This window comes from Microbacterium saperdae (assembly GCF_006716345.1).
Taxonomy (GTDB): domain Bacteria; phylum Actinomycetota; class Actinomycetes; order Actinomycetales; family Microbacteriaceae; genus Microbacterium; species Microbacterium saperdae.
Map to the genome: position 1 here is coordinate 586539 of NZ_VFOX01000002.1, position 16609 is coordinate 603147.

A 16609-nucleotide genomic window follows, 5' to 3' on the forward strand; every position below is an offset into this window, starting at 1 on the left:
CGGATGCGAAAGACTGTTCTCATGACTTCGCCTGTGCTCGACGCCCTTCTCGCCCGCATCGTCGAGAGCGGCCTGCTCGACGAACCCGTGGCCGAGAACGGTCTGGTCTACGGCCGGGCGAGCATCGACGCCGCGGGCACCGTGGTGACGGTGAACGTCGACCCCGAACTGGAGGACCACGGTGACGACGTCGACCTCGACGCACTGCTCGAGGCGATCTCCCGCATCCTCTCGGTGAACGAGACGACCTGGCGGGCGGTGATCGACGAGGTCGTCGCCGACATCGAGGACGCGGTGGACGACGAGCCGGTGATCGAGCAGGTCGAACTGCGCGATGACCTGGAGGCGACGTCCGCCGTCGTGTTCGCTGACGCCGTGCTGCTGGCCTTCGACGCCCCGCGCCAGTTCCCCGACTCGCGGATCCTGGTGCAGCTGGATGAGGACCTCGAGGTCTCCGGCATCGAGGTCAGGGACCGTGACGGCGTGGAGACCGTCGAGTTCGATTCGCTCGACGATCTCCTCGACCACATCAGCGGTGTCGACGAGGACTGACCCCGCAGGTCACAACCACTTCTTGTACTTGAAGACCCCGTAGAGCGCGACGGCGAAGGCCGCCATCGCACCGAGCGCGAGCGGGTAGCCGGCGGCCCAGTGCAGCTCCGGCATCACGTCGAAGTTCATGCCGTAGACGGTGCCGACCAGGGTCGGGGCGAAGATGATCGCCGCCCACGACGAGATCTTCTTGATCTCGTCGTTCTGAGCGAGGCTCACCTCGGACTGGCGCCGCGCGACCAGCGCGGACTGCACGGTGAGGGCGTTGTCGAGGATCGCGCGGAACGAGTCCACACGCTCGTTCACGCGGATGGTGTGGTCGAGCACGTCGCGCAGCGACCGCTGCAGCTCCTCATCGATGCGGTACTTGTCGGAGCCCCGACGCAGCCACTCCAGCATTCCCGTGAGCGGATGCACGGCCCGCTGGAAGTTGATCACCTCGCGCGACAGTTCGTAGATACGACGCGAGAGGGCGTCGTCGTCGCTGTCGCCGAAGAGCTCGTCCTCGATCTCGTCGATGTCGTTGAGGAGCCCGGCCACGATCGGCTCGTAGCCGTCGACGACCTCATCGAGGATCGCGTACAGCACGGCCTCCGGCCCCATCGCGAGCAGGTCGGGGTTGGCCTCCATGCGCTTGCGCACGGCGACGAGGTTGGGGGATTCCGCGTGCCGGATCGTCACCACGAAGTCGGGGCCGATGAACAGGTGCAGCTCGCCGAACTCCACCGACTCCTGCTCATCGCGGTAGCGGGCGGGCCGCAGCACGGCGAAAAGGGTGTCGCCGTAGCGTTCCACCTTGGAGCGCTGGTGACCGGAGAGCGCGTCTTCGACGGCGAGCGGATGCAGGTCGAATTCGCGCGCGACCGACTCGACTTCCTGCGGGCTGGGTCGGTACAGGCCGATCCACGCGGTGCCACCGACGGCATCCAGGATGCGGTAGGTGTCGTCGAGGTTCTTCGGGGTCTCCACGCGACGTCCGTGGACGTACACGCCGTTGTCGATGAGGGCCATGATCAGGCTCCGTTCTCGCGCGCGCACGCCCGGAGAGGGTCGTGCGCAGAATTCGTCAGGGGGCGGATGACGCCGTCGACGGCTGCGGAGAAGGACGTGCGATCGCGGAGCGGATGCTCAACGGGCGATCACAGGGAGTCGCGACGCAGCGGTGGCGGCGCCGTAACTATCATCGGACATCGCCATCACCGCCTTCCGGACTCTCCTCGGGGTCAGATGACCCAACGGCCGAGCATACTCCTGGTTCCTGAGCATCCGCACCTGGGGCCACGCAGCCGGGGCGGCTGCTCAGGCCAGAGCGACGACCTCGCCGCCGCGCGATGCGGAGGCCTGGGCGGCCTTCACGATCTCGACGGTGCGGATACCGACGCCGGCATCGGGCTGCGGCTGCCGGCCCTCGCGCACCGCGGCGACGAACTCCTCGAGCAGCAGCGCGTCGAGATCGGCGCCGACCGGGTCCCAGGTCTCTCCCCGCGCATCGTGGCCGGCGACGCCCTTGGCGAAGGGGCTGACGGTGACGGTGCCGCGCTCGGCGACGATCTGCAGCGTGAGGCCGCCCCAGGTCGGCGAGCTGAGCGGCCAGCTCCATGAGCAGTCGATCGTCGCGATGACGCCGCTCGGGTACTGGATCGTGACGAGGCCGCCGGTCTCGACGGCGAGGTCGCGCTGCGCGTGCAGGATGCCGTTCGACACGGCCCGCACGGACTGCGCCCGCTCGCCCAGCAGCTCATCCAGCAGGTCGGCGCAGTGCACGACGTGATCGACGAGCGCGCCGCCGCCGGCCAGTTCCGGATCCGTGAACCAGGCGCGGTCCTGGGGGAGGGTGCCGTTGTTGATGCCCGTGACGCCGAGGATGCGGCCGAGCCGTCCGCTGCGCAGCTCGCCGATGGCATCGCGCACGGCCGGGGCGAAGCGCACGGGGTACGCGACCATGAGGATCACGCCCGCTCGCTCGCAGGCGGCGCGCATGGCCTCGGCGTCTTCGACGGTGGTGGCCAGCGGCTTCTCGCACAGCACGTGCACGCCGGCGGCGGCCGCACGTTCGACCAGGGCGCGGTGGCGTGAGTTCTCTGCGGCGATCACGACCGCATCGGGCCGCCAGGCGAAGGCCTCGTCGTAGCTGTCGACGTAGGCGACGCCGAGCTGCGCGGCGAGCTCGGCGCCACGGGGCGCGTCGTCGGGGGCGCTCGTGCCATCGGGGTCGGCGGCGATGAGCTCCACCCCCGGCATGCTCTTCAGCGCGTGCACGTAGCTGAGCGCGTGCGTGTGCGCGAACGACAGGACGGCGATGCGCAGCGGGGTGGCGGCGTTCATCGGGTGGCCTCCTCGGCCTCGGAGACGGGCAGGGAGACGGGCAGGGAGACCGCGGCGCCGGCGGCGATCGATGCATAGGCGGCTTCGGCGACGGCGACGGCCTCGATCCCATCTGCCGGAGTGACCAGGGCATCGCGCCCCTCGCGGATCGCCGCCACGAAGTCGACGATCTCGGCGTAGTACGGGCTCTCCTCCGGCGACATCGGCGGCAGGTAGTCGGCGGCGGTGCTGTCGAGCACGGCATCCGTGCGCAGCGTGTGGTCCTCGGCGCTGTCGTAGCGCAGACGGCCCTCGGACCCGGCGACCTCGACGCTGGTGCGGAACGGCATGCCCGGTGCGACCCAGCTGCCATGGATGTGACTGATCACGCCGCTGCGGTGCGTGAGCACGACGTGCGAGGTGACGGGAGCGGGCACGCGGTCGTCGGCGGTCGGGGGGTTCTGCACCGCGTAGACCGCGGCGACGGGCCCGGCGAACCAGATCGCCTGGTCGATGTCGTGGATCATCAGGTCGCGGATGAGCCCGCCGCCCGTGCTCTCGGAGAAGAACCACGGCGTCTGCGGCGCGGAGCCGGCGCGGCTGAAGCGCTGCACCGCGACGGTGCCGATGCGTCCCGACTCGATGCCCTGCTTGATGCGCCGGTACTCGCCCATGTAGCGCACCACGTGCGCGGGGAAGAGGCGGACGCCGGCGTCGGCGGCTGCCTGCGCGACCGTCGCCGCGATCTCGGCGGTGGCCGCGAGCGGCTTCTCGCAGATCACGTCGCGGCCGCGGGCGATCGCGCGAAGGGCGAAGTCGGCGTGGGTGCTGCTGGGGGTCACGATGTCGACGATGTCGACCAGCTCGATCAGCGCGTCGACGTCAGCGACGACCGTGAAGCCGTACTCCTCGGCGATCTCCTCGGCCCCGACCAGGGACGTCACGTATCCGACCGCGCCGAGCGCGCGCCAGGCGTCGGCATGCACGCGGGAGATCCCGCCGGCGCCGATGAGTCCGACCGTCAGGGTGCTCACTTGTTCTCCTCGGGGGAATCGGGGGACGCCGCGGATGCTGCGGAGTCGTGGGGATGTTCTTCGGGGGGCAGGGGAGTGATCGGCGGCACGGGCATGTCGTCGATCCGGTAGATCGGGCCGGAGTGCCGCTGGAACGCGTGCACGAGTGCGCCGTGCGCCGCCGCATCGGCACCCAGGCGGGCCTCGGCGAGCGGCACCTGGAAGGGGAGGCCGAGGTGGCGGGGCAGTGCATCGCGGAGCGGGTCGAGCAGCTGCTCGTGCGCGGCCGAAAGTCCGCCGCCGATCACGATCATGGCCGGGTCGACCGTCATGATCAGGGTCGCGATGCCGTGCGCGAGCTCGTCGATGAACGCGTCGAGCTCGGACTGCGCCTCCCCGTCGCCCGCGCGCGCGGCTTCGAACACCTCGGCGGCGGTCGGTGCCGTGCGCCAGCTGATCTGGCCGGTCTCGGTGTCGAGACCGCGGAAGGCCAGGCGGCCGATGTCTCCGGCGGCGTTGTGGATGCCGCGGCGAGGGCGTCCCCCGAGGATCAGGCCCATCGCGATGCGGTTGCCGACCGAGAGGTAGATCACGTCGTCCACGAGCTGGGCGACGCCGAGGTGGTGCTCGGCCACGGCGGCCAGACGCACGCCGTTGTCGACCGCGACGGGGCATCCGAACGCCTGACGCAGCTGCGCGCCGATGTCGACGCCCGACCATTCCGGGATCACGACCGAGGTCGTCACGCGCCCGGAGTCGTCGACGATGCCCGGCAGCGAGACGCCGATCGCGCGCACGTGCGACGCCGGGATCGACGAGGACGAGAGGGAGCGGCGCACGTCGTCGATCACGGCGGCCAGTTTCGCTGCGCCGTCATCGTGCGCCGCGACGCCGGGGTAGCTGTGCTGGGCGATGACGTGCCCGGCGAGATCGGCGAGGACGACTCGCACGCTGGCGACGCCGATGTCGAGGCCGACGACCGTGCCGGCGGCGGAGTGGAAGGAGTAGCGTCGCGCGGGCCGCCCGGCGCCGACGCCGGCGCGCACGGGGGTGTCGATGATCGTACCGGCGTCGCTCAGAGCGGTCACGGCGGTCTCGACCGATGTCCGCGAGACCTCCAGAGACCTCGACAGCTCGTTCACGGTGGCCGGTCCGACGTCGCGAAGATGCAGCGCCGATCGGGTCACGATCGACAGCGGGTTCAGCACGACCATGTGCGGTCCTTCCTTCTTCGCCGTCTGCGGTGCGATCAAAATAGCACACCGGATTTTTGAATCAACTTGCGCTGGTTTCGGCCCGGAAACACAACCGTAACAACCGCGTGCAAACCTGCACTTGACCAATTATCCCACGCTGGTGTCATAATAGGACGACCCAGCACGGCATTAGCAAAGGAGCACCATGCGCGTCAGCAAGTTCACCGGCGTCGCCGCAGGCATCGCGGCCGCCACGTTGTTGGCCGGATGCTCGGCCGGCGGCGGCAGCACCCCGTCCGGCGAGCAGGACATCACCGTCTGGCTGTACCCCGTGATCGCCGATGAGGCGGTGCACAAGGACTTCTGGGACACGACGATCGCCGCGTTCGAGAAGGACAACAAGGACGTCAACGTGAAGTACGAGATCTTCCCGTGGGCGAATCGCGATGAGTCCCTGCAGACGGCGATCGCGGCCGGCAAGGGTCCCGACCTCGTCTACCTCGTGCCCGACCAGCTCGCGGCGTACCAGAAGTCGATCCTCCCGCTCAACGATCTGCTGAGCGAGGAACGTCAGGGCGACCTGCTGCCGAACGTCAAGACCTCGGTCACGATCGACGGCGACATCCTCGGTGCCCCCGTGCTCACCAGCGCGCAGCCGCTCATCTGCAACGCCGCGGCGTTCGAGGCGGCCGGCGTCACCGAGTACCCGGAGACGTGGGACGACATCATCGAGATGGCCCCGAAGTTCACCGAGAAGGGGATGTACGCGCTGAACTATCCCGCCTCGGCCGAGAACACCCTCAACCTCACCTACTACCCGCTGCTGTGGCAGGCCGGTGGCGAGGTCTTCACGAAGGACGGCGACGTCGGCTTCGACAGCAAGGCCGGCGAGCAGGCGCTCACCTTCATCACCGACCTGGCCGAGTCCGGCGCACTCGACCCCGAGGCGCTGACCACCAACGTCCCGCTCGAGCAGACCGCGATCGCCCAAGGCAAGGTCGCCTGCACCTGGAACAACGGCGTGACCGAGGTCGCACCGTTCTGGGGCGAGGAGAACGTCAAGGTCCTCGCGCCGCTGACCGACAAGAAGACCGTCGCCTACGGCACCGTCGGCTCGCTCTCGGTGCTCAAGGGCTCCAAGGCTCCTGAGGCCGCCGCGGCCTTCGCGGAGTACGCCACCAGCGCCGACGTCATCGAGCCCTACCTCACCGCTGCCGGGTACTTCTCGGCGCTCAGCACCACCGAGCCGCTGTACGCGGACGACCCGCTGCTGGGCGAGGTCGAGAAGTACGTGCCCGACACGACGGTCGGCGAGCTCAACGCGAGCTCGCGTGCCCTCATGGGTGTGCTCGCCCCGGAGATCCAGGCGGCCCTCCTCGGCCAGAAGGCCCCGGCGGATGCGCTCAAGGATGCTGCGGCCGCCGCGGCACCGCTGCTGAAGAAGTAAGCAGGATCGGGGGCGTGCGGGAACCCGCCGCACGCCCCCTCTCTCCTTCTCTCCTGAGAGGTATCGACTGATGACGACCGCAACCACGGTGAAGAGGCCCGCAGGCCGCGTGACCAGGGTGCTCGCCCGACGGGAAGCCCGGGTGGCGTTCCTGTTCGTGCTCCCCGCCTTCCTCCTGTTCATCGCCTTCCGATTCGGGCCGAGCATCGTCGGTGTCGCGCTGAGCCTGTTCGACTACGACATCACCGGCGAGATCGCCTGGCGCGGTCTCGACCACTTCCAGCGCCTGGTCGCCGATCCACTGTTCTGGCGGGCGCTGGGCACCACGGTGATCTACACGCTCTTCGCCGTGCCGATCTCGCTCGTGCTCTCCACCGTGATGGCGTTGGGCGTGCGCCGCGCGTTCCGCGGAGCCCGCTTCTTCCGCTCCATCTTCTTCCTGCCCGTCATCACCTCCCTGGTGCTCGCCGGATCGATCTTCGTCTGGATCTTCTCGGCGAACGGCCCCTGGTCGGCGCTGATGTCGCCGCTGGGTCTGGGCGGATCGTGGCTCGGCAGCACGGTCCTCGTCATCCCCGCCATCATCGTCGTGGGCGTCTGGTCGCGATTCGGCTACGGCATGATGATCATGATCGCGGCCCTGCAGGACGTCCCTCGCGAGCTCGAAGAGGCGGCGCTGGTCGACGGCGCGAACGCCTGGCAGCGGTTCCGCTGGATCGTCCTCCCCTACCTGCGCCCGACCGTGTTCTTCCTCGCGGTCATCGAGACCACCGCGGCCTTCCAGGTCTTCGACGTGATCTACGTCATGACCCAGGGTGGACCGGCCAACGCCAGCTACTCGCTCGTCTACCTGCTGTACGACCAGGGCTTCCGCTACTTCGACTACGGCTATGCGGCCGCCGTCGGTGTCGCGCTGTTCATCATGACCCTGGTCGTCGCCCTCATCCAGCGCCTCGTGATCGGAAAGCAGAAATGACCGCTCTCCTGCAGCCGCCATCCGCGACGAAGACCCCGGAGACCCCGACGCCGTCGTCGAGGAAGCGCCGTTCGTTCCGTGCCCTCGAACCCACCGGCTGGGGCGTGGCGGTGCGCTGGGTCTGGCTGAGCCTGGCCGGCATCCTGAGCTTCTTCCCCTTCTACGCCATGGTCGTGCTGAGCCTGAAGCCCGGCAAGGTCGTCGAGCTCCCCGGATCGCTCCTGCCCTGGAACGACATCTCCTTCGACGCGTACGAGCAGGTGCTGGCGGGGCAGAACATCCTCGGATGGCTCGGCAACACCCTCATCTACTCGCTCGTCTCGGTCGTCGCGGTGCTGTTCCTCTCGGCGCTCGCCGGGTACGCCTTCGCCAAGAAGCGCTTCCGCGGCAAGGAGGTGATGTTCTGGTCGTTCCTGGCCATGGTCATGGTGCCGTTCCACGTCACTCTCATCCCGACGTTCATCCTGATGGCGAACCTCGGCGGCGTCGACACCTACTGGGGACTGATCCTGCCCTCGCTCGCGAACGCGCAGGCGGTGTTCCTGATGCGGCAGTTCATCCAGGGACTTCCCGACGAGCTCTTCGAGGCCGCGCGCATCGACGGCGCCGGGGAGTTCCGCATCTTCCTGCGGATCGTGCTGCCGCTGTGCAAGCCGATCCTCGCGACACTCGGGATCTTCGTGTTCCTGTGGCACTGGAACGACTTCCTGTGGCCGCTCATCATCGCGAAGTCCAACTCGATGTTCACACTCACCGTCGGCATCTCTTCGCTGCAGCAGCAGAACGTCCCGCTGAGCACCATGCTCGCCGGGTCCGTGGTCGCGCTGCTGCCGATCTTCCTCGCGTACCTCATCGCTCAGCGGTACGTGCAGGAAGGCGTCGCCGGTACCGGGATCAAGGGCTGAGAAGAAGGGAAAGCACGACATGACTCAGCACAGTTTCAGCACGCAGCACGACTTCGCTTCCGAGGCGGAGCTCGAAGAGGCTCTCGCCACCCCGAGCACCGGACTCGTCGAAGACCTCTCCCGCGGTGCGGGCGACCTCGTGATCCTCGGTGCGGGCGGCAAGATGGGCCCGACGCTGGCGATGCTCGCGCGACGTGGGCTGGACGCCGCGGGGCGTCAGGGCGACACCGTCTACGCGGTCTCCCGCTTCGGCGACGCAGCGATCCGCGCGCGCCTGGAGGCGGCGGGGGTGAAGGTCGTCTCGTTCGACCTGATCGAGAACGACGACTTCTCGTCGCTGCCGGATGCCCCCAACGTGGTCTTCATGGTCGGCGCGAAGTTCGGCGCCGCGACCAACGCCTCCTGGGCATGGGAGGTCAACGCCGCGCTGCCCGACCGCGTGGCGCGCCGCTACCGTGACAGCGCGATCTCGGTGCTCTCCACCGGCAACATCTACCCGTTCGTGCCCGCCTCCTCGGGCGGAGCATCCGAAGAGGTCGCCCCCGCACCCATCGGGGAGTACGCGCAGTCCTGCCTCGGACGCGAGCGCGTGTTCGAGTTCGGTGCCCAGGAGCGCGGCACCAAGGTCGCGATCATCCGCCTGAACTATGCGGTCGACCTGCGCTACGGCGTGCTCGCCGACATCGGCAGCGCCGTGCACGCGGGCGAACCCGTCTCGGTCGCCACCGCGAACGTCAACGTGATCTGGCAGGGCTACGCGAACGAGGTCGTGCTGCGCAGCCTGGTGCACGCGTCGACCGAGCCGTTCACGATCAACCTCACCGGTCCCGAACTGCTGAGCGTCGAGTCGATCGCCCGCCGCTTCGGGGCCCTGTTCGACCGCGAGGTCACGCTGGTCGACGAGCCGCTGCCGACCGCGCTGCTCAGCGATGCGCGCCGCTGCATGGCGCTGTTCGGCTACCCGTCCGTGCCTGCCGAGTCGCTCATCCGCATGCAGGCCGACTGGATCGCCGGTGGTCTGCCGATGACGGCCAAGCCCACCAAGTGGGCCGTGCGGGACGGGAAGTTCTGATGCCCGTGCCGACTCTCCGCCCCGAGGCGGCGGCGACACTCGCCCGCGGCGCCGTGATCCCCGCGCATCCTCTCGCGCTCACCGCCGACCGCCGCCTCGACGAGCGCCGGCAGCGCGCACTCACGCGCTACTACCTCGATGCGGGTGCCGGTGGCATCGCCGTCGGGGTGCATACGACGCAGTTCGAGATCCGCGACCCGGAGCACGCGCTGTTCGAACCGGTCCTCGCGCTCGCCGCCGAGGAGATGGATGCGCGCGCGAGCGCCGATGTGGTGCGCATCGCCGGCGTCACGGGAGGCACGGCGCAGGCGGTGGCCGAAGCGGAGCTGGCGCGCGACCTCGGCTACGACGCCGTCCTCGTGAGCCCGCGCGTCGCCGGGGCCGACGATCAGGCGCTGCTCGACCGTGCCCGCGCGGTGGGCGACGTGCTGCCCGTGGTGGGCTTCTACCTGCAGACCGCGATCGGCGGACCGGTGCTCGACCGCGAGTTCTGGCGCGAGTTCGCCTCGATCCCCGCGGTCGTCGCCGTGAAGGCAGCGCCGTTCGATCGCTACCGCACGCTCGAGCTGGTGCGCGGTGTCGCCGCCTCCGGTCGCGCCGACGAGATCGCCCTTTACACGGGCAATGATGATGCGATCGTCGCCGACCTGCTCTCGGAGTTCCACGTGGACTCCCCGTCCGGCCCGCGCACGCTGCGTTTCGTCGGCGGGCTCCTGGGGCAGTGGGCGGTCGGCACCCGCGCCGCCGTCGCTCTCCTCGAGCGGACGCGACTGTCGATGGAGGGGGACGCCACCGCCTACCGTGATCTCGGCTTCCTCGCCTCCGACATGGTCGACGTCAACCAGGCCGTGTTCGATCCGGGCAACGACTTCCAGGGTGTGATCGCCGGGGTGCACGAGATGCTCCGGCAGCAGGGGCTGCTCGACGGTGTCTGGTGCCTGGATCCCGCCGAGGGGTTGTCGCCCGGGCAGGCGGAGGAGATCGAGCGGGTGCGGCGGGCCTACCCCGCTCTGAACGACGACGACTTCATCGCCGAGAACCTCGACGCCTGGCTGCGTTGATCGGAACCGAGAGGGATGACATGAGTGCACCGCGCATCATCGCCGTGGTCTCCGCAGAGCTCTGCACGGAGTTCTTCTCGGACGCCGACCTCGAGCGGCTTCACACCCTCGCCGCGCACCTCGGCGGATCATTCGTGCGTGTCGACCGCCTGGCGGATGCCGTGCTCGAGGAGGCGCGCATCGTCATCACCAGCTGGGGCATCGGACCCTTCGATGCCGCGACGCTCTCGGCCCTGCCGCGGCTGGCGCTCGTCGCGCACACCGGGGCATCGCTCAAGGCTTTCGTCACCGAGGAGCTGTTCGACCGCGGCGTGGTCGTGACCCAGGCCGGTGCCGGGATGGCGCGTCCGGTCGCCGAGGTCTCTCTGACATTCACGCTCGCGCTGCTGCACCGCGTGCCGGAGATGCACAACGCGCTGCGCGAGGGCGAGGGCTGGTACGACGCCGAGCGTGCCGGGGCGCAGCACGAGATCCTGGGGGCGCCGATCGCCGTGATCGGAGCCTCTCGCACGGGGCGGGCCTACCTGTCGCTGATCCGTGCCCTCGGCGCCGAGCCGCTGCTGGTCGACCCCACGCTCGACCCCGCGACGGCGGCCGGACTCGGGGCCGAGCTCGTCTCGCTCGATGAGGCGCTGCGCCGGGCGCAGATCGTCGCGGTGCACGCCCCGACTCTTCCCGAGACGCATCACCTGATCGGTCGCCGCGAGCTGGCGCTGATGCGCGACGGTGCGGGTCTGGTCAACACGGCCAGATCGTGGCTGGTCGACGAGCAGGCGCTGATCGATGAGCTCCGCACGGGTCGCCTCAGTGCGGCGATCGACGTGTTCGACGAAGAGCCGTTCGCCGCCGACAGCCCGCTCCGGTCGCTCCCCGGAGTGCTCCTCACTCCGCACCGCGCCGCCGGGACCGCGGAGGGGCGCCGTCGTCAGGGGCGCATCGTGGTTGACGAGGTCGCGGCGTTCGCCGAGGGCCGCCCGCTCGCGCACACGATCGATCGCGACCAGCTGTCGTCCATGGCATGACCGGGTCAGGGTTCCGCGTCGCGTTCGCCGGGCTCGCGCACTCGCATCCTTCGACGGATGCCGCCAACGTGCGCGCCCTCGGCGGCGAGGTCGTCGCGGTGCAGGACACGGATGTGCATGCGAGCGCCGAGTTCGCCCTGCGTTTCGGTGGTGCGGCGGTCGGTTCGGTCGAGGAGCTGTGCGCGCTGCGCCCCGACCTCGTGATCGCCACGCCCCGACCGCAGGAGGTCGTGCCGCTTCTGCGCGCGCTGTCGGCCGATGGCGCGGATGCTCCGGTGTTCCTCAACAAGGTGATCGCCGCGACGACCGGTCAGCTCGCCGCGCGCGACCGCGCGATTCAGGCGGGGCGGGGCGCCGTGGGCACGAGCTCGCCCCTGCGGTTCGCCCCGGCGCTCATCGCCTTCGCCGCGGAGGTCGGGGCGGCCGAGGTGCTGAGCATCCGCGTGCAGGCGCAGCACGACAACACCGCTTTCCAGCTCCCGGGGCGCTCCTGGCAGGACGACCCGCACCTCGGTGGAGGCACCCTGGTGACGGTCGGCGTGCACGCCTGGGAGATGCTCGACGTCGTGCTCCCCGGAGCGGAGCTGCGTGCCGCGCGCGGGTGGACCCGCCGGAGCGCCGAATCGACCACGCGCTCGGAGGATGCGGCCGGTGTGAGCGGGCTGCTGCGCGTCGAGGGGCAGGCGGACGACGTGCCGGTCGAGGTTCTCGTGAGCGGCGTGCCCGGCCCGGACGCCTACTCCATCGAGCTCGTCACCGCCGCCGGCATCCGCTCTGTCACGTTGCCGACGGCCGACCCGAACGAATCGCTCGGGTTCCACGGACTCGTCCGTGCGCTGCGCGCCGCCGCCGCGGCGGGCGAGGTCGTCGCGCCGTGGGCGGACGCCCGCCTCGTCGTGGCGAACACGATCCGCGCGGCGGAGGCGGCGCGAGGGCAGGACCCCCGGGCTCCTGAGGCTCAGGCCCCCTGGACTCCGGAGCCTGTCGAAGGGGTCCCCTGACCTCGCGACCACCGTACGGAACGAGCTTCCGGGCATCCGCTCGGAGAGGCAGCTGGGGATCTGGGGACTGACCGGAGAACGCGTCCGCCCGGAAGGGTGGGCGCACGACCGCGGCGACGATGCCGCAAGGAGGATCACCATGACGTATCAGGAGAACACCGAGACCGCGGCCCTGCGCAGCCGACGGATGCTGCTCGCCGGCTTCGGCGCCGCGGCGCTGGGCGGAGTCGCCGCGGTCACCACGACCGCGCCGGCCCAGGCGTCCGGCCCCCTCGTTCCGCAGAGCTCTTCGGGCTCGAAGTCCGTCGCAGGTGCCGGTACGGCATCCGATCTCGCGAAACTCAAGGGCAAGGCCGGCGATCTCGTGCGCACCGCCGGCTATGCGGCAGCGGGCGACGGCGGCGACGGACTGTACCGCTTCGTGAAGAAGGATGCACCCGCGGTGAACGGCGGCACGGTACTCGCCGCCCGCAATGAGGGCGTCTGGGTGCTGGTGCATGCGGGCGTCGTCGACTTCCGGCAGTTCGGCATCGCCGACGCCTCGAAGCCGGCCGACGATGCACTCGACGCGATGGTGAGCGATGTCACGATCCACCGGATCGAGGCGCACACCGATCTGAACTTCGTGCGCCGCCACCGTTTCACGCGCTCGAATCTCGCGTTCGACTTCGGCAATCACCTCATGACGACCACGGGGATCGAGAACGCGCCGAAGGACGATCCTTTCGCCGCGGTGATGTTCTTCCGTGGGGAGGTGACGGATGACGTGCAGGAGGCGCGTCTGGGCGAGAACGTGCCCGACCTGGCCGACATCTTCCCCGTCGCGGACTCCTCGTTCTTCTCGGTCGGCACCTGGTACGCCGCCGAGGTCAACGGGCTCGCCGGTCGATGGGAGCGCGAGCTGCAGCGGCTCGTGCAGGTGACGCAGATCGTCGACGGCACGCACATCCGCGTCAACTACAAGAACGGCTGGCCGCTAGGCAAGGACCGCACGATCACCTGGCGCCGGGTCGTGCCGGTGCAGGACATCACGGTGTCGAACCTGAAATTCCTCGGCACCGGGACCGACGAGTACACCGGATCGCATCCGCTGGCCTTCGAATACGCGGTGCGCTGCGACGTCGACCACATCGACGGCACCGGCACCTTCTGGCCGCTCATCCAGCGACGCTGGAACACCTACTTCACGACCGAGAGCTGCACCCTCAAGAACCCGACCTCGGTGACCTGGGGCGGCGCCGGTTACCTGACCCAGCAGATCTACTGCCTCTACGGCTACGTCGCCAACTGCCACACCGCGAACGCCCGGCACCTGAACGACTTCACGGCGAGCGCCTACTGCCTGGTGGAGAACTGCCACGGCGACGGCGACGACCAGGGACCGTTCGTCACCCATGGGCAGTACGAGCACGACCTGACCTACACCGGCAACTCCGGGCTCATGACCTTCGCGAACTCCGGCGCGGCCTGGGGGTCGGCGGCGAAGCGCATCACGGTGCGCAAGCACGTCTGCTCGTGGTTCGTGGCGCGGGTGCGCATCACCGACCTCACTCTCGAAGACGTACAGGTGATCGGCAAGCCCTCGCTGTCAGGATCCGGGATGCTGTGGATCAACGCCGACGGTGCGCAGCTGCGCGGATGCACGGCATCGGACACGCTGATCATCACGCAGGCTTCGGATGCATCGGCACGACCGACCGTGATCGCGGACTCGCACTTCACTTTCGTCGCGCCGGGTGAGCTCACGAATGCCACCGTGAAGACGCCGGTGACCTTCGTCGACACGGTGCTGAGCGGGGTCGGGGGCATGAAGATCGCGGGGGTGGGAGCGGTGACCTTCCGCGGTTCGACGTTGACCGCCGCGGAGGATGCCGGGCCGGTGGTCTCGTCGTCGGAACGGCTCCGTTTCGAGGGCTCGACCCTGCGCAACGCCCGGATCGCGGCGGCGCGCGGTGAGACGCAGACGGTCGAGATCGCCGGCTCGGACGTCGTGAACAAGGGCGGCACCGGGATCTCGCGCACCGGGAGCGGGGATCTGCATCTGACCCTGTCCGACAGCACGTTCCGCGCGGAGGGCGCCGCCACCCACGTCGCGGTGAAGACCGGCGTCACGCACTACCGCGCGGTGGGCAACCGTTTCGAGGGCGGGGCGGTCGAGCTTGCCGACGGTGCGTTCGGCGCGGAGTCCACCCTGCTGCACACCGGCAACGTCGAATCGGGCGTCGCCCGCACCGCGTTCCCCGCCGAGGGCGACCGCGTGGTCGACACCGCGAACCTCGTGGTCTGAGTCGCGCTCCGGGGTCGAAGCCCGGCCGTGTCCCTGCATCCGCCTCGCACGTTCTGAAGGAGAACTCCCGTTCTGAAGGATCACATGCCGATTCGGCACCTTCAGAACGGGAGTTCTCCTTCGATTCGTGTGCGGGGGTTCAGCGCGGGGTGAGCCCCACGAGCTCCGCGCTGCGCTGCCAGAGGGCCTCGGCGAGGGCAGCGTCGTCGGTCTGCGGGTTCACGCGGTTGCTCAGGGTGCGCTCGTCATAATAGGCGCCCGAGAACCAGGTGTCATCCGGTGTGCCGTCGATGAACCAGCGCAGGGTTCCGCCACCCTTCTCCGCACTGATGAGCAGGAGCCGCTTCAGAGGGGTGCGGTAGACGAGCCGCATGATGCTGGATGACTCGGAGGCGAAGTTCGTGCTCACGGTGCCGGGGTGGAAGGCGACCGCGCGCAGTCCGTCGGCATGGAACTTCGTGTGCAGGCTCTTCGTGAAGAGCACGTTGGCGAGCTTCGCGTCACCGTACGCCTTGTTGGCGCTGTACTTCTTCGCGTTGTCGAGGTCGTCGATGTCGATGTGTCCGAACAGACGGTGGGCGACGCTCGAGGTGTTGATGACCGCCGCGCCGGAGCGCAACAGCTGCGGGAGCAGCAGGTTCGTGAGCAGGAACGGCGCCAGGTGGTTGACCTGCAGCGTCTTCTCGAACCCGTCGACGGTGGGGGTCCTGTCGCCGAAGATGCCGCCCGCGTTGTTCGCCAGCACATCGATGCCGTTCTCGCCCACCTCGGCGGCGATCTGCGCCGCGAGCTCTCGCACCTCGTCGAGCCGTGCGAAGTCGGCGGTGAAGTGGGTCGCGCCGGTCTCGACGGCGACGGCTCTGGTCTTCTCGGCGGATCGGCCGACGAGGATCAGCCGGTGGTCCGCATCGGCCAGCTGTCGGGCGGCCGCGGCGCCGATGCCGTCGGAGGCGCCGGTGATGACGATCGTCTTGCGGGTCATGGGCGTGGTCAGGCCTCGGGGGTGGGTGCGGATGCCGAGGGCGTGATGCGCTCGACCGCCCGGGTGACGTGCTCGGCGATGACGTCGCGGGCACGGTCGGGGTCGCCGCTCGCGATGGCATCCACGATCACCCGGTGGCTGCGCACGTGCTCCTCCTGCTCGTCCGGGCCGAGGGCGGCGTTCGCGGCGTGCAGGAATCCGGCGATCCGCCCCCGCAGCTGTGCGCTCAGTTCGTCGAGGAAGCGGTGTTCGGCGAGGTCGGCCAGGGCTTCGTGGAACAGCCGGTCCTGGCGCAGCACCTCGGCGATGTCGCCGGGGGCGGCCGCGTCCATCGCTGCGACGATCGCGGTCAGGCGCGCGGCCGACTCCTCGTCCCAGCGCTCTTGCACCCGGATTGCCATGAACTGCTCCAACACGATCCGCAGGCTGGAGATCTCCTCGAGGTCCTGGGCGCTGAGCTGCGCGACGCGGGCGCCGCGGCGCGGTTCGCGCGTGATCAGGCGCTCCTCGGCAAGGCGGGTCAGGGCTTCGCGCACCGGGATGTGGCTGACACCGAGCCGGTCGGCGAGCTTGCGCTCCACCAAGCGCTCCCCCGGCGCGAGTTCACCGGAGTGGATGGCCGAGCGCAGCTCGTCAGCGACCTGTTCGGCGATGTTCTGGTCTGACACGCTCCGCACGGTGACTCTCCTGTCTGTGCCGTGAACCGAGGGGTTCCCGGGCATGTTCCTGCATCGACCGATGCTATGGCAGATTTGGGGCGTTGGCGGGATGACCCGTCCGCGGAGCGTAAC

At 69.4% G+C, this 16609-nt stretch carries 15 protein-coding genes; 9 read left to right on the forward strand and 6 right to left on the reverse strand.

Annotated features, from left to right (window positions below; genetic code table 11):
- The first annotated feature begins 21 nt into the window (after positions 1–21).
- Positions 22–552: a cytochrome C5 gene (locus FB560_RS17430; RefSeq protein ID WP_141873925.1), complete on the forward strand. Its 531-nt coding sequence runs from the start codon at positions 22–24 to the stop codon at positions 550–552.
- Positions 553–561: 9 nt separating this feature from the next.
- Here the strand turns inward: FB560_RS17430 and FB560_RS17435 are convergent, their stop codons facing one another.
- From FB560_RS17435 to FB560_RS17450, 4 genes are all read right to left on the reverse strand, one after another.
- Positions 562–1563: a magnesium and cobalt transport protein CorA gene (locus FB560_RS17435; protein WP_141873927.1), complete on the reverse strand. Its 1002-nt coding sequence runs from the start codon at positions 1561–1563 to the stop codon at positions 562–564.
- Positions 1564–1851: 288 nt separating this feature from the next.
- Complete coding sequence (locus tag FB560_RS17440) at positions 1852–2877, reverse strand: Gfo/Idh/MocA family protein (protein WP_141873929.1); 1026 nt, start codon at positions 2875–2877, stop codon at positions 1852–1854.
- On the reverse strand, positions 2874–3890 hold the full coding sequence (locus FB560_RS17445) for a Gfo/Idh/MocA family protein (protein ID WP_141873931.1): 1017 nt from the start codon (positions 3888–3890) through the stop codon (positions 2874–2876). The genes FB560_RS17440 and FB560_RS17445 overlap by 4 nt, the downstream gene beginning before the upstream one ends.
- Positions 3887–5083, reverse strand: coding sequence for an ROK family transcriptional regulator (locus FB560_RS17450; protein ID WP_141873933.1), 1197 nt, complete (start codon positions 5081–5083; stop codon positions 3887–3889). The genes FB560_RS17445 and FB560_RS17450 overlap by 4 nt, the downstream gene beginning before the upstream one ends.
- A gap of 187 nt (positions 5084–5270) precedes the next feature.
- Between FB560_RS17450 and FB560_RS17455 the strand changes: the two genes are divergently transcribed.
- From FB560_RS17455 to FB560_RS17490, 8 genes are all read left to right on the forward strand, one after another.
- Entirely contained in the window at positions 5271–6512 is a 1242-nt protein-coding gene (locus FB560_RS17455) for an ABC transporter substrate-binding protein (protein ID WP_141873935.1), read from the forward strand.
- A gap of 70 nt (positions 6513–6582) precedes the next feature.
- Positions 6583–7488, forward strand: a complete 906-nt coding sequence (locus FB560_RS17460) for a carbohydrate ABC transporter permease (RefSeq protein WP_141873937.1) — start codon at positions 6583–6585, stop codon at positions 7486–7488.
- Positions 7485–8393, forward strand: coding sequence for a carbohydrate ABC transporter permease (locus FB560_RS17465; RefSeq protein WP_141873939.1), 909 nt, complete (start codon positions 7485–7487; stop codon positions 8391–8393). Before FB560_RS17460 ends, FB560_RS17465 begins: the two co-directional genes overlap by 4 nt.
- A gap of 19 nt (positions 8394–8412) precedes the next feature.
- On the forward strand, positions 8413–9465 hold the full coding sequence (locus FB560_RS17470) for an NAD-dependent epimerase/dehydratase family protein (protein ID WP_141873940.1): 1053 nt from the start codon (positions 8413–8415) through the stop codon (positions 9463–9465).
- Positions 9465–10526: a dihydrodipicolinate synthase family protein gene (locus FB560_RS17475; protein ID WP_141873942.1), complete on the forward strand. Its 1062-nt coding sequence runs from the start codon at positions 9465–9467 to the stop codon at positions 10524–10526. The genes FB560_RS17470 and FB560_RS17475 overlap by 1 nt, the downstream gene beginning before the upstream one ends.
- A gap of 20 nt (positions 10527–10546) precedes the next feature.
- Positions 10547–11548, forward strand: a complete 1002-nt coding sequence (locus tag FB560_RS17480; RefSeq protein WP_141873944.1) for a hydroxyacid dehydrogenase — start codon at positions 10547–10549, stop codon at positions 11546–11548.
- Positions 11545–12549, forward strand: coding sequence for a Gfo/Idh/MocA family oxidoreductase (locus tag FB560_RS17485; protein WP_141873946.1), 1005 nt, complete (start codon positions 11545–11547; stop codon positions 12547–12549). Before FB560_RS17480 ends, FB560_RS17485 begins: the two co-directional genes overlap by 4 nt.
- A 139-nt stretch (positions 12550–12688) precedes the next feature.
- Entirely contained in the window at positions 12689–14836 is a 2148-nt protein-coding gene (locus FB560_RS17490; RefSeq protein ID WP_141873948.1) for a peptidase C14, read from the forward strand.
- Positions 14837–14975: 139 nt separating this feature from the next.
- Here FB560_RS17490 and FB560_RS17495 read toward each other — a convergent pair whose 3' ends face one another.
- Positions 14976–15818 carry an SDR family NAD(P)-dependent oxidoreductase gene (locus tag FB560_RS17495; protein WP_141873950.1) on the reverse strand — a complete coding sequence of 281 codons (843 nt, stop codon included), beginning with the start codon at positions 15816–15818 and terminating at the stop codon, positions 14976–14978.
- An 8-nt stretch (positions 15819–15826) separates the two neighbouring features.
- Entirely contained in the window at positions 15827–16486 is a 660-nt protein-coding gene (locus tag FB560_RS17500; protein WP_229672969.1) for a GntR family transcriptional regulator, read from the reverse strand.
- Positions 16487–16609: the final 123 nt, after the last annotated feature.

Excerpts from the sequence above, each read along its gene's own strand:
- FB560_RS17430 (WP_141873925.1), top strand. The coding sequence starts at position 22 with ATGACTTCGCCTGTGCTCGACGCCCTTCTCGCCCGCATCGTCGAGAGC.
- FB560_RS17435 (WP_141873927.1), bottom strand. The coding sequence starts at position 1,563 with ATGGCCCTCATCGACAACGGCGTGTACGTCCACGGACGTCGCGTGGAG.
- FB560_RS17440 (WP_141873929.1), bottom strand. The coding sequence starts at position 2,877 with ATGAACGCCGCCACCCCGCTGCGCATCGCCGTCCTGTCGTTCGCGCAC.
- FB560_RS17450 (WP_141873933.1), bottom strand. The coding sequence starts at position 5,083 with ATGGTCGTGCTGAACCCGCTGTCGATCGTGACCCGATCGGCGCTGCAT.
- FB560_RS17455 (WP_141873935.1), top strand. The coding sequence starts at position 5,271 with ATGCGCGTCAGCAAGTTCACCGGCGTCGCCGCAGGCATCGCGGCCGCC.
- FB560_RS17460 (WP_141873937.1), top strand. The coding sequence starts at position 6,583 with ATGACGACCGCAACCACGGTGAAGAGGCCCGCAGGCCGCGTGACCAGG.
- FB560_RS17465 (WP_141873939.1), top strand. The coding sequence starts at position 7,485 with ATGACCGCTCTCCTGCAGCCGCCATCCGCGACGAAGACCCCGGAGACC.
- FB560_RS17470 (WP_141873940.1), top strand. The coding sequence starts at position 8,413 with ATGACTCAGCACAGTTTCAGCACGCAGCACGACTTCGCTTCCGAGGCG.
- FB560_RS17475 (WP_141873942.1), top strand. The coding sequence starts at position 9,465 with ATGCCCGTGCCGACTCTCCGCCCCGAGGCGGCGGCGACACTCGCCCGC.
- FB560_RS17480 (WP_141873944.1), top strand. The coding sequence starts at position 10,547 with ATGAGTGCACCGCGCATCATCGCCGTGGTCTCCGCAGAGCTCTGCACG.
- FB560_RS17485 (WP_141873946.1), top strand. The coding sequence starts at position 11,545 with ATGACCGGGTCAGGGTTCCGCGTCGCGTTCGCCGGGCTCGCGCACTCG.
- FB560_RS17490 (WP_141873948.1), top strand. The coding sequence starts at position 12,689 with ATGACGTATCAGGAGAACACCGAGACCGCGGCCCTGCGCAGCCGACGG.
- FB560_RS17495 (WP_141873950.1), bottom strand. The coding sequence starts at position 15,818 with ATGACCCGCAAGACGATCGTCATCACCGGCGCCTCCGACGGCATCGGC.